At 70.0% G+C, this 12662-nt stretch carries 9 protein-coding genes; all 9 read right to left on the bottom strand.

Annotation, left to right across the window (positions count from 1 at the left end; translation table 11 throughout):
• A partial coding sequence (locus GWK61_RS46235) for a DUF8814 domain-containing protein (RefSeq protein ID WP_194919221.1) occupies nucleotides 1–1783 on the bottom strand: 1783 nt, incomplete at its 3' end.
• Nucleotides 1784–1937: 154 nt separating this feature from the next.
• Nucleotides 1938–3752 carry an Ig-like domain-containing protein gene (locus GWK61_RS46230; protein ID WP_194919218.1) on the bottom strand — a complete coding sequence of 605 codons (1815 nt, stop codon included), beginning with the start codon at nucleotides 3750–3752 and terminating at the stop codon, nucleotides 1938–1940.
• 210 nt (nucleotides 3753–3962) lie between these two features.
• A complete protein-coding gene (locus tag GWK61_RS46225; RefSeq protein ID WP_194919216.1) occupies nucleotides 3963–6881 on the bottom strand; it encodes an AfsR/SARP family transcriptional regulator in 2919 nt (972 codons plus the stop codon).
• A gap of 233 nt (nucleotides 6882–7114) precedes the next feature.
• Nucleotides 7115–7738, bottom strand: a complete 624-nt coding sequence (locus GWK61_RS46220; RefSeq protein WP_194919223.1) for a hypothetical protein — start codon at nucleotides 7736–7738, stop codon at nucleotides 7115–7117.
• Between the two features lie 19 nt (nucleotides 7739–7757).
• Complete coding sequence (locus GWK61_RS46215) at nucleotides 7758–8057, bottom strand: hypothetical protein (RefSeq protein ID WP_194919214.1); 300 nt, start codon at nucleotides 8055–8057, stop codon at nucleotides 7758–7760.
• Between the two features lie 126 nt (nucleotides 8058–8183).
• Nucleotides 8184–9140 carry a PDR/VanB family oxidoreductase gene (locus GWK61_RS60200; RefSeq protein WP_194919212.1) on the bottom strand — a complete coding sequence of 319 codons (957 nt, stop codon included), beginning with the start codon at nucleotides 9138–9140 and terminating at the stop codon, nucleotides 8184–8186.
• A 2-nt stretch (nucleotides 9141–9142) separates the two neighbouring features.
• Entirely contained in the window at nucleotides 9143–10153 is a 1011-nt protein-coding gene (locus GWK61_RS46205; protein ID WP_194919209.1) for an aromatic ring-hydroxylating dioxygenase subunit alpha, read from the bottom strand.
• A 78-nt stretch (nucleotides 10154–10231) separates the two neighbouring features.
• A complete protein-coding gene (locus GWK61_RS46200; RefSeq protein ID WP_194919207.1) occupies nucleotides 10232–11014 on the bottom strand; it encodes an IclR family transcriptional regulator in 783 nt (260 codons plus the stop codon).
• A 49-nt stretch (nucleotides 11015–11063) separates the two neighbouring features.
• Nucleotides 11064–12626, bottom strand: coding sequence for an MFS transporter (locus GWK61_RS46195; protein ID WP_194919205.1), 1563 nt, complete (start codon nucleotides 12624–12626; stop codon nucleotides 11064–11066).
• Nucleotides 12627–12662: the final 36 nt, after the last annotated feature.

The following is a 12662-nucleotide window of genomic DNA, read 5'->3' as shown; positions in this document are numbered from 1 at the left end:
GGCCGTCACCATAGAGGTACAGCTTGTTGGTGCTGGCAGCGTTGAACGCCACCTGGATCGAGCCGTTGGAAAGCGTCGTCACTGCCGGACTGGTACCCGCAGCGACACCGACAGGCGTAGATCCGGTATAGGAACCAGCACCAGAACCGTAACGCCACAACGTGTTCCCACCAGAGGCGGCAAACACCGTCTGGAACCCACCACCAGGCAAGGCGGTGATAGCCGGACTCGTGCCCGCAGCGACACCGGCCGGCGTAGAACCGGTCACCGAGCCAGGTCCGACGCCATACAGATAAAGCTGGTTGGTGCTGTTAGCCGTGAACGCAACCTGGAAACCGCCGCCAGCAAGTTCAGCAATCGCCGGATGAGTACCCGGCGCGACCCCGACCGGCGTGGAGCCCTCGATCGCACCAGTACCGTTGCCGTACAGATACAGGATGTTGCCGCCAGAGGCCGTGAACGCAGCCTGGAAGCGGTTGCGCACGTTCACCGCCACCGCCGCAGACGTCGTACTCGCGTTACCGCCACCTGTAGAAGCCGTCGTAGTCGCGGTCAAAGTATGCGTGCCGTTGACCCCACTGGAATCCCACGTAATCGACGGCGACGAACCCCCGACCGCAGACCCATAGGCAGCCCCGTCAACATAGAACTGCGTACTCAACGCAGCCCCCGAAGTCGCATCCGACGCCGAAGCCGACACCGTCACATTCCCACCGACCAACCCCGACGCCACCGGAGACGTGATCGATACCGACGGAGCAGCCGGGGGTTGGGCGGAACCGGTCCAGAGGTAGGTCACGGTGACCCAGCCGTTGTCGGTGAGACCGGTGTCGGCGAAGGTGCCGTCGGCCAGGTCGATGCCCGCCGGGTTGAGGATCGTCTGGCCGTAGAAGTCGTCCTTGCCGCCGTTGTAGCCATCCTGGTACGCGGCCTGCGCTTCGGGCTTGCCCTGCGGCAGGTCGGTGAACTCGCTTCGCTGCGACGCCGGATCCCAGTAGTTGTTGTGGATGTCCCAGGGGCCGGTGTCCCACACCGGCGCGGTCACGCACTTGACCGCGCAGACCTGCACCGAGTACTCGCCGCTGTTCAGCGGGGACATCACGTTCGTGGACGGCAGCGCGACGAAGTGGTCGTTCGGCTGGATGATGTGACCGTTGGAGGTGGTTCCGCCGACGTCGTTCTCGTCGGTGGCGAATACCTTGTAGGACAGGGGCGTGGCCGCGGCCGCGACGTTCGCGGTGGCGGCCTTCATCCCGGCTGCATCAGCCGGCGCGGGAGTGACGGTGACGGCGGTGACGGCCGGTTCAAGCCCGGACGCGGTGCCGTGCAGCATCAGCCGGGTCTGGACGTCGGTCACCGTCGCGGCCAGCCGGGTCGGGCCGGCGGCTGCGGCCGAGATCCACTCGGTCCAGGTCCCGTCGGTCCGCTGCCCGCGCACGTCCACGTCGACGTGGGTGCCCGCAGGGGTCTGATCGGTCGTGGCCACGGCGACCCGGTCCGTCGGCGCGGCGAGCTGATGCGCCGGCAACAGGGCGAGGCCGTAGCCGCCGGACTTTCCGGCCGCCGGCCGGAACCCGTGGTCGCGAACGGTCAGGGCGTGGCCGGTCCACACGGTGTTGACGTCGCCGACGTGCGACTGGCTCAGGTTCTCCTGCCAGGCGGTGGTCGACTGCGTCGAGCCCGCCGCCGCAGGCGTCGCGGCGATCGCTCCGGCACACGCGAGGGCGGTCAGCAGGACGGCGGCGGTCGAAGCCGATCTTCGGATTCTGCGATGTATTGGCATGCTCTGGATCCTTCGAAGACTGTTTCAGACGTGGATGGTCACAGCTCTGATGTGATCGGGTGGCGTGGTGGTCTGTGGCCCTGAGTCAGCGTGGTGGCCCGGGGCGCTGGGTGCGCCTCAGGCCACCACGTGGTCAGCGGGTGATCGCCGTTGTTCAGTTGACGCTGGGGCTGGTTCCCGCGGCGACCCCGTCGGGGGTGCTGCCGGTGTAGGAACCGGCACCCAGGCCGTAGCGCCACAGCGTGTTGCTGCCGCCGGAGGCGGTGAACACGGTCTGGAAGCCACCGCCAGGAAGCGCGGTGATAGCCGGACCGGTGCCCGCGGCCACGCCGGCCGGGGTGGCACCGTCAGTGGTGCCGGGGCCGTCACCGTAGAGGTACAGCTTGTTGGTGCTGGCAGCGTTGAACGCCACCTGGATCGAACCGTTGGACAGGGTGGTCACTGCCGGGCTGGTACCCGCCGCGACACCGACCGGGGTGGATCCGGTGTAGGAGCCGGCACCCAGGCCGTAGCGCCACAGCGTGTTGTCGCCGGAGGCGGTGAACACGGTCTGGAACCCGCCGCCGGGAAGGGCGGTGATCGCCGGGCTGGTGCCCGCGGCCACGCCCGCCGGGGTCGCGCCGTCAGTCGTGCCGGAGCCGTCACCGTAGAGGTACAGCTTGTTGGTGCTGGCAGCGGTAAACGCTACCTGGATGGAACCGTTGGACAGGGTCGTGACCGACGGACTGGTACCTGCGGCGACACCCACCGGGGTGGATCCGGTGTAGGAACCAGCACCCGAGCCGTAACGCCACAACGTGTTGCTGCCGCCGGAGGCGGTGAACACCGTCTGGAACCCGCCGCCAGGAAGCGCGGTGATCGCCGGGCTGGTACCCGCGGCCACGCCGGCCGGAGTCGCGCCGGTCACCGAGCCGGGTCCCACACCGTACAGATAAAGCTGGTTGGTGCTGTTCGCCGTGAACGCGACCTGGAAACCGCCACCGGCCAGCTCAGTGACCGCCGGATGAGTGCCCGGGGCGACGCCGACCGGCGTGGAGCCCTCGATCGCACCACTGCCGTTGCCGTACAGGTACAGGATGTTGCCGCCAGAGGCCGTGAACGCAGCCTGGAAGCGGTTGCGCACATTCACCGCCACCGCCGCAGACGTCGTACTCGCGCTACCGCTACCCAGAGAAGCCGTCGTGACCGCGGTCAAAGTATGCGTGCCGTTGACGGCACTGGAATCCCACGTAATCGACGGCGAGGAGCCGCCGACCGCCGACCCATAGGCAGTTCCGTCAACATAGAACTGCGTGCTCAACGCAGCTCCCGAAGTCCCATCCGACGCCGAAGCCGACACCGTCACGTTCCCGCCGACCAGCCCCGACACCGCCGGAGACGTGATCGACACCGACGGAGCAGCCGGCCGAGGGCCGGTCAGGTTGCTGTAGTGCTCCGGGTAGAAGGTGCCCGCGTTGGGGTCGTCATAGGGATAGGTGATGTCGCGGTACTGGGTGCCGCTGCCGGTCTGTTCCCAGCCCCAGTAGCTGCCCTCGCTGCTGTCGGCCCAGTGGTCGAACAAGACGACGTGGCCGGCGGACCCGGACGAGGGGTTGGTGAGGACGTCGCCCTGCTGCAGGTTGCCCTTGGCCACGTCGCTGAAGCCGTTGGACTCGTACATCTGGCCGGAGACCAGACCGCCGAGCGTCGGGCTGGTGTCGGACAGGTGCAGCGCGTAGGAGACGAAGCCGGAACAGTCGGCGCGGTAGTTGCCGATGCCCGAGCTACCGGGGGTGGTGCTGTAGGGGAGGCCCAGGCTCAGCCAGTGGGCGGCCCGGGTGGCGGCCATGCACCCCGCGATCGGTCCGTTGGTGCTGGACGTGTCCGCGCACTCCGACGGCGAGTCGGCGTGCGCCGGCGCGGTCACGAAGCCGGCGACGAGAAGGGATGCCAGGACGCTCAGCGAGCCCAGGCGCGTGAATCTAGACATGAGGAAATCTGCTCCCATCGTGATTTCATTGCGAGTACAAGGGGCCGCGCCGACGACGACTGACTCGGCTTGGCGTGCGCTTCAACGTCGCAGAGGCGCCTAACGCCGGCCTAACGCTGGTCTCACACCGCTCTCAGTGGAGGAAGTCGGCCCAGGCCACCGAGCCGCGCCGGGGTGCGGAATCGCGACCCGGCAGGCACAGGCCGGAGACTACTGATCGTCCTCGACGTGGCTCGTGGCGGAGTGGAGTCGGTCCGCGACGTCGGATGCGGCCGGGTCGCCCGTCTCGGTCATGATGGCGAGCGCCTTGCGCCAGGCGTCGACGGCCTCGGATGTCCGTCCGGAGGCGGCCAGCCGTCGGCCGGCCAGGTCCAGGGAGATCGCCTCCAGGCGGCGGCTGCCTATGCCGCGAGCGCGTTCGGCAGCGGCTTGGAAGTCGTCGAGGGCTTCCTGGTCCTTGCCGCGGGCTTCGTGGATCTCGCCGGAGGTGATCAGGAGGTACACCTCATCGGCGCGGAGGCCGTGTTCGCGCACGAACGCGAGTGCCTCGGCTGCCGTCTGTGCGGCTTCCGGCAGCCGACCGACCTTGCGAAGCGCCTCGGCACGGTTGTTCAGGTCGCTTGCCAGTCCTTCCAGATCGCCGAGCTCCCGGTGGAGTTTCATGCCCTGTGCGTTGTACTCGAGCGCGTCGCTGTGCCGGCCGAGCTCGGCGCTCAGCATGCCGAGGTTGGTCAAGGTGTTCGCCTCGCCCAAGCGGTCGCCGAATGTCCGCATGCCGACGAGTGCGCGCTCGTAACATCCGAAGGCGTCTGTGTTCCTGTCCATGGTGTGGTAGGCGTTGCCGAGTTTGTGCCACATCATGGCCTCGGCGTGTTCATGGCCGAGTTCACGGGTCGCGGCGATCGCAGATTCATGGGTCGCGATCCAGTCCGCCGCGCGATTGCTCAGGTAGAAGTACCCGTACAACGCATAGGGAAGCTGCCAGGCGATGTCGTGACGCCCGACTCGGCGGGCCAGCGCCACCGCCCCGACGAGGCTCACTCGCTCCTGGTCGTACCAGCGCATCGCCTGGTCGTACGAGTCGAACTCGAGAGCCGGATGGCCGGGGACCTCGGGGACGTCAGGAATCTTCGTGTCCCTGATGCGGTAGGGGCGGGCGCTTTTCTCGGCCGCCACCGTCGTGTGGACGTACCATCCGAGCAGGCGCGACACGGCGGCGTCGCGCGACGCCGCGGGCTCCTCGGACCAGGCCAGTTCGGTGGCGAACGTGCCGAGCAGCTCGTGGAAGCGGAAGCGGCCGGGAGACGGTTCTTCCAGCAGGTTGGCGGAGACGAGGGAACCGAGCACGTCCTCGGCGCGGTCCAGTGGTTCGTCGAAGAGAACCGCGGCGGCGGGTGCGGCGAAGTCCGGGCCGGGCATGAGCCCGAGCAGACGGAACGCCCGAGCCGCGCTGACCCCGGCTGGATCGTCGGTGTCCTGCAGGCTGGTGTAGCTCAGCCGGAAGCTGGCCCGCACCGCCATGTCCTCGACCCGCAGCTCGTCCAGCCGGCGGTGTTCGTCGGCGAGGCGGGCCGCGAACGCGGCGATGGTCCAGGTCGGCCGGGAGGCCAGGCGCGAGGCCGCGATCCGGACGGCCAGCGGCAGGCCGCCGCAGAACCGCAGGACCTGCTCGACCGACTCGGGCTCGGCGCGGACCCGCGCCGGGCCGACCACCGAGGTGAACAGCTCCCTGGCCTCGGCCGGGGCCAGGACCCCCAGGTTCAGTCCGACCGCGCCGACCAGGCCCGGCAGCCGGCCGCGGCTGGTGACCAGGACCGCGCAGGCACCGCTGCCCGGCAGCAGCGGCCGCACCTGCGCCGCGTCCCGCGCGTCGTCCAGGACGATCAGCAGTCTGCGACCGGCGGTCACCGAGCGGAACCTGGCCTGGCAGGACGCCGCGTCCTGGGGGATGGACCCGGTCGGCTCGCCCAGGTCCCGCAGGATGTCGGCGAGAACCCCGGTCGGATCGCGTGGTGAGTCGCTGGTGCCGCGCAGGTCGACGTAGAGCTGGCCGTCCGGATAGTCCGCCAGGACCCGGTGGCCGACATGCAGGACGAGCGTCGTCTTGCCCACGCCTCCGGTCCCGGTGACCGCGGAGACCACGACCGGCCGTGCCGGACCGTCCGCGACGCCTTCGAGCAAGAGCTCACAGAGCTCTGCGACACTCGTCTGCCGCCCGGTGAAGTCCCGGACGTCCCGGGGTAACTGCCCCGGCACGGGCCGCGGGACGGCGTCGAGTCGGCGCGGAGTCCCGACCGGCGCCGATACCGATCCCGATGCCGATGCCGATGCCGATCCCGATGCCGATGCCGATCCCGGCAGATCATGGTCGACGTCGTCGCCCCGGAGTTCGGGATCGGCGCGCAGAATCCGCTCGTTCAGGGCCGACACACGGGCCGAGGGCTCGACTCCGAGCTCGTCGATCAAGCTTCTGCGGAGGTTCTGGTACACGGCCAGCGCCTCGCCCTGACGCCCGGCCTGGTGCAGGGTGAGCATCAACTTCGCGTGGAAGTCCTCCGCGAACGGGTTCTCCACGGTGAGGATCCGCAGGTCCGGCAGCGCCTGGCTGTAGCGGCCCAGCCGAAGGTCGGCGGTGATCCGGCCGTCCAGGGCCGACCACCGCATCTCGCGCAACCGCTGCACGGCGGCCTCCGGGACGATGCCGTCCGGCAGCCCGGCACCCGGCTCGCCGCGCCAGAGCCCGACGGCCTGCGAGAACTCCAGGCGGGCACTCATCCAATCGTCCTCGGCGAGCGCCTGGTGCCCGTCGCGGCAGGCTTGCTCGAAAACGGACACGTCGAGCTCGTCGGCGGCGACGTCGATGACGTAGCCGGGCGACAGGGTTCGCACCCTCGCCCCGGCTTGCGGTCCGAGCTGCTTGCGCAGGCGCATCACATGGTTGTGCAGGGAACCCACGGCGGCCCGCGGAGGGGCGTCACCCCAGAGGCGATCAACGAGGATCTCGGTGCCGACGACCTGGTTCGCGCTGGCCAGCAGGAGCGCCAGGACGGTCTGGGGGCCCGCACCGGACAGCGGGACGGGGCGCGCGTCGATGTGTATTTCTAAAGGCCCCAGCAGTCCGAATCTCATGATCCCCCGCCTCCCGCAATCCACCCACAGGGGTGGTGGAGCGATGCGAGGCACGTCAGGTTCGCGCGCCTCAAGGCGATGTTAGGCCCCTGCCAGGCCGGGCAGCGAAACTGTTTCAGAATCGGCACGTACCGCCGCGCACCGTGCTCCTGGAGCGGGTTTTCCGCACGACAGCGCCACTCGCGACAGCACCGCTCACGACAACAGCCGCAGGACGCCGACGCCCCGCTTGATCAGCTCGCCGTGCCGCAGGTCTGAGCCGCGTGGAGCGGCGCGGCCAGGGCCAGCACGATGGTGGCGGCGACCGTGGCGAGCCACACGACGTACAACGCGGCGGGCTGCGCTCGGCGGCGTGACAGCGTCCATACGATCCACGCGGCCGACGATCCGGCTGCCAGCGCCGCCACCAGACACAGCGGCACGACGCTTCCCGCGAGGGGATGCACGGGGAGATTCGCCGTGCAGTAGTCGTTGTCGTTCGACAGCCAGGTAAGCAGCACCGCGCAGGGGGCCATGAGCGCAGACATCACCCAGGCTGCGGCAACCAGGAGTGCGTACCCTGCCTCGCGCCGACCCCGCAGAGCGCCGACCAGCGTGGCGCACATCAGCAGGAGCGGTATCGGCAGGCATACCGCTGCCGCGCCGACACCGTGGACGACCTGTGGATCGTCGGCCCAGTAGAAGAGGCTGAACGACACACACACCGAGGCCAGGACCACCAGTACGGCCAGCGCGTGCGCGGGGACCCGGGCCCGGGATGCGCCGGGGAAGGCGGCGGGCCAGAGAACGTACCGGAGCGGGAGCCGGCCGACCACACCTGGACGCCCGCCCGCGCCCTGCTGCGAAATCCGCGTCATCGGACGCTCCCCGGGCGTCTCAGCCAAGAACCGTCAGGCGGCCGGCCGAGGTCATCATCATCGGGCTCCGATACTCCATGGCGACGGTCTGACCGTCGGCGACGTCGACCTTCGCCGACGCTTCGCAGCAGCGCGACTTGGTGATGTACTTGAAGTAGACCTTCACCTCGTGCCGACCGGGGGCGACCGGGATGGCGCGGTCTCCCCAGGAGCCCGCTTGCGGCGTGCCGTCGATTTCGACGGTGAGCTTGGTCAGGTAGAGCAGCCATGCCATGGGGCTGTGCCGCCCATTGAGTTGAATGGTGGCTTGTTGTGCCATCGTGACTCCATATAGATCAAGGTCGGGGTTGTGAAGCACTGAGTTTCGCGTCTCTTGTGCTTCTCCACATCGGCGAAACCACGTAAGCGACCACGCAATCGCCCGGTTGCCTCGCCGCACTCCCGGTCAAAGATCCAGAACCAGCCGGTCGGTCCTCGCCCGCGACACGCAGATCATCATCGTGTCCCCGGCCGCGCGCTCCGCACCGGTGAGAACGGAATCGCGGTGGTCGGGGACGCCGTCCAGGACGTCGGTCTCGCACGTGCCGCAGGTGCCCTCGGTGCAGGAGTAGAGGACCGGCACGCCGGCAGCGCGCACGACATCGAGGATCGAGGCGTCGGCCGGGACGTCGAGTGTGCGGCCGGTACGGGACAGCTCGATCTCGAACCGCCGGGCAGCGCCAGTCGCAGCGTCCGCCTTGGGCTGAAAGCGCTCGACGTGCGGTTCGGGCCACCCGGCGGTGCGGCAATGTGCTTCAACCGCGTCGAGCAGGCCGCCCGGCCCGCAGCAGTAGATCCTGGTCCCCGGCCTGGGCGCGCCGAGGTGCGCGGCGAGATCGAGCAGGCCGTGCCGGTCCTGCGGACGGAGGACGACCCGGTCGCCGTAGCGGGCCAGTTCGTCGACGAACGCCATCGAGGACCGGCTCCGTCCGCCGTACAACAGCGACCACTGCGCGCCGGAAGCCTCAACCGCGGCGATCATCGGAAGGATCGGCGTGATGCCGATGCCGCCGGCGATGAACAGATAGCGCTCGGCAGAAAGCAGCTCGAAGTGGTTGCGCGGCCCGCGGACCGAAACCCGGGTCCCGACCGACAGCTGCGTGTGGACGTACTCCGATCCCCCGCGTCCGTCCGGCTCCCGCAGCACTGCTACGCGCCACGAGCCGGCGTCCGACGGGTCCCCACACAGCGAGTACTGACGCTCCAAACCGTTGCCGAGCACCAGATCCACGTGCGCACCGGGTAGCCAAGGCGGCAGCGCGGAACCGTCCGCGCGCCGCAGCGTCAGCGTGACGACGTCCTCGGCCTCGTCTCGGCGTTCCGCGACGACGACTGCGTGCGATAGATCAGAGCCCTGACTCACGCTCACCGCGCGGCCAGCTGCGCGAGGATCCGGCGCGCCGCCAGCCCGCCGGCGTCGATACCGATGCTGAGCTCCTGGTAACCCGCCGGCTCGGAGTCGAGGGCCTTCTGGAGGATGTTCAGCGCGACGACGTCCTGCATCACGACCTGGTGGTTGAAGTCGCGAAGGAACTCGGTGACCTCGGAGTCGTCGGTGGCGAAGTTCCGCGACACGGCCCAGAAGTCGTAGACCGCGCCGGGCGCCGAGGGGGTGATCGCATAGGTGATCTCGGTGCGGAACGCCGGGCTCTGCTCTCCGGCCGGCGTGATGCGGCTGTGCAGCAGGTACAGACACGGCGCGAAGTACTCGATGTCCTGCAGGCGCGTGATGCGGCCCTGGATGCCGGTCGACTTCGCGTAGAAGGGCGGGCACGCCGCGTCCATCATGTGCCGGGCCACGCGGACGATCCCGGCCTGCTCGTCGGCGTCGGTGGTGATCGGCGTGTCGGCGACCTCCGGGGTGCCGATGTAGCCGCCGTGCAGGTAGGTCTCGTGCGAGAGGTCGAGGAGGTTGTCGACGAGCAGACCGTAGTCGCAGTCGACGGGCTCCATCCCCGAGACCGTGACGAAGTCCGGGTCGGTCATGTGCGGGGCCCGCGGAATCAGCTTCTCGTCGGCGAGTTCGGGATCGCCGATCCACACCCACACGAACGAGTCCAGCTCCTCGACCGGATAGGACGCGACGCGCGCCGTTCGCGGAATGCGCTGCTGGCCGGGGACGGAGACGCAGGTCCCGGACGTGTCGTAGGTGAAGCCGTGGTAGCCGCAGACGACCGTGTCTCCGTCCAGGCGGCTCTCGGACAGCGGGTAGCGGCGATGGACGCAGCGGTCTGCGAGCGCGACGGCGCGACCGTCCTGCGCCGTGCGGTAGAACACGATCGGTTCGCCGAGGACGGTCCGTCCCAGGAAGGAACGGCCGACTTCGCTGCCGTAGGCGGCGACGTACCACTGGTTGCGGGCGAAAGCTGTGGCCATGGGAGGACTCCAGAGGAGAGAAGCGCGGTGTCGCGTCGAGCGTCGCAACGCCCGCATTCGGCGACAACACGACTTCCGTCAGGCGGAAGCCCCCGTCGGCGGCTGCCACGGCGGCTGCCAGCCCAGGGCGCGGGAGATGCCCGCGCCGGCCACGCGCAGCGCCGGGATCAGCGCGTTCGGCCGCGCGCCGGCGGCGTGGACGACCACGGAGACGGAGGCGACGACGTCGCCGTGCGGACCGCGGACCGGCGCGGCCACGGACAGCGCGTCGTCGGTGATCTGGCGCTCGCTGACCGCGCAGCCGGAGTGCCGGACTTCGGCGAGCATCCGGCGCAGGCGCTGCGGATCGGTGACGGTGTGGTCGGTGAAGGAGGCCAGCGGCCCAGCCAGGTATCCGTCCTGGAAGCCGGCCGGGCTGTGGGCGAGCAGCACCAGGCCGACGCCGGTGGCGTGCAGCGGCCAGCGTGCCCCGACCTGCGTTTTCACGCCGACCGCCGAGCGTCCGGCGATGCGCTCGACGTAGACCACCTCCGCGGCGTCCCGTACCGCGAGCTGGACGTTCTCGTGGGTGGCCTCGAACAGGTCCTCCAGGAACGGCATGGCGGCCTCCCGCAGCACCAGGCCGCGCGGGGCGAGCGCGGCGAGCTCCAGCAGCCGCAGGCCGATGCGGTATGCCCCCGACGCGTCGCGTTCGAGCGCGCCCCAGGCGGTGAGCATCCCGACGAGGCGGTGCGCTGTGGGCAGCGTGAGGCCGGCGCGGCGGCTGACGTCGGTCAGGGTCAGCGCCGCGTGCGCGTGGTCGAACGCCGCCAGCACGGCCAGGAGCCGGTCGGCGGCCGTCCTCCCGCCGGGTTCGGTCATTTCCCCTTCCTACTACCGCACAGTCTTGGCGTCTCTACTGCTTTGTTTTCTACTGCACAGTCTCGGCGTCGCCGCGACGCAGCGCACCGACCACCAGCAGACAACTGGCCAGCGCCGCGACACCGCACACCAGGTACCCGATCGAGTAGCCGTGCCCGAGCGCGTCGAAGGCCAGCGGCCCGGCGTGTCCGGGCGGCGAGTCCGGCGGGACCGAGTTCACGGCCAGCGGGCCGCCTTCGGCCATGACGTGCGACGCCGCGGCTTTGACGGCCGGGTCCAGCGACGAGCGGCCGAGCCGGGCCTGGAACCCGGACGCGGCGTTGCTCAGCGCGATCGCCCCGACCACCGCCGGGCCCAGCGTGAACCCGAAGTCCCGCAGCTGGTTGGTGGTGGCGCTGGCCATCCCCTCCAGCGCCGGTTCCACCGTGTTGACCGCGGTCGCGGTGATCGACGACACGGTGAAGGCGAACCCGGTGCCGACCAGACCCAGCGGCAGCACCAGCACGGTCAGCGTCCGGTCGCCGACGGGTAGCGTCGCGGCCAGGAAGTCGCCGGCGGCCATCAGGAGCAGGCCGATCGCCAGCAGCCAGCGGGCCGGCATCCGGGCCAGCAGCCGCGAGGTCACCGGGATCAGCAGCAGGGTCAGGCCGTTGAGGAGCAGGAAGGCGACCGAGGTCCGCAGCGGGCTCTGGTGCTGGATCGGACCGAGCCGGATGGAGGTGGCGTAGGCGGTGCCGAGGAAGCTGAACATGCCGACCACGGCCACCACCGACGCCACCGCGAACCCGTGGTTGGCGAAGATCCCCAGCCGCAGCAACGGCGAGGCCGCCCGGCGCTCGGCGACGACGAACAGTGCCAGGAAGAGCGCCGCGACGACGAACCCGGCGACGACCGGACCGGAGCCCCAGCCGTCGGAGGGGCCCTGGATGACGGCGTAGAGCAGCGCGAACAGGCTGACGCCGATGGTGATCTGGCCGCCGAGGTCGAGCGAGCGGCCGCCCGGCGAGCGGGAGTCGCGGGCCAGCAGCAGGCTGGTCAGGGCACTGACGCCGGCCACGACCGCGACGACGACGAACGACCAGCGCCAGGACCCGTGCGCGGCGGTGAACCCGCCGAGCACCGGCGCGAGCGCGCCGCCGACCGAGAGCAGCCCGGCCCACAGCGCGATGAGCCGCGCGCGCTCGCCGTGCCCCCGGGTCCCGGCGACGATCATCGCCAGCGAGGTCGGGAACAGCGCCGCGGCGCCGATCCCGGACAGCGCCTGGCCGGCCCACAACGCGTGGACGCCGTGCGACGCCGCCGAGACCGACTCGCCCAGGCCCAGCAGCACGGCGCCGCCGATCAGCAGGCGCTTGCGGCCGAACAGGTCCCCCAGCACGCCGAAGGTGAGCTCCAGAACGCTGACCGGCAGCAGGAACGCGTCGGAGATCCAGGTCAGCTGCGAGCCGACAGGATGCAGGTCCTGCTGGAACAGGCCGTTGAGGGTCGCCGGGATCGCGACGCCGATCTGCGCCAGGCACACGGCCAGACAGCAGGCTATGAGGGTGCCGAGCGCGAGCGGCGAGCGCTCGACGTCGGTGCCGGTGGGCGGGAGGCCGGTGGTCGCGAACATGGTCGGTCCTTCGGGGGTCGGGGGGAGCTTTGTTGG

The organism is Catenulispora rubra, from assembly GCF_015356825.1.
In the GTDB taxonomy this organism is placed as follows: domain Bacteria; phylum Actinomycetota; class Actinomycetes; order Streptomycetales; family Catenulisporaceae; genus Catenulispora; species Catenulispora rubra.
The sequence above is the reverse complement of the archived record's forward strand: the minus strand, read 5'-3'. Positions and strand labels throughout refer to the sequence as shown.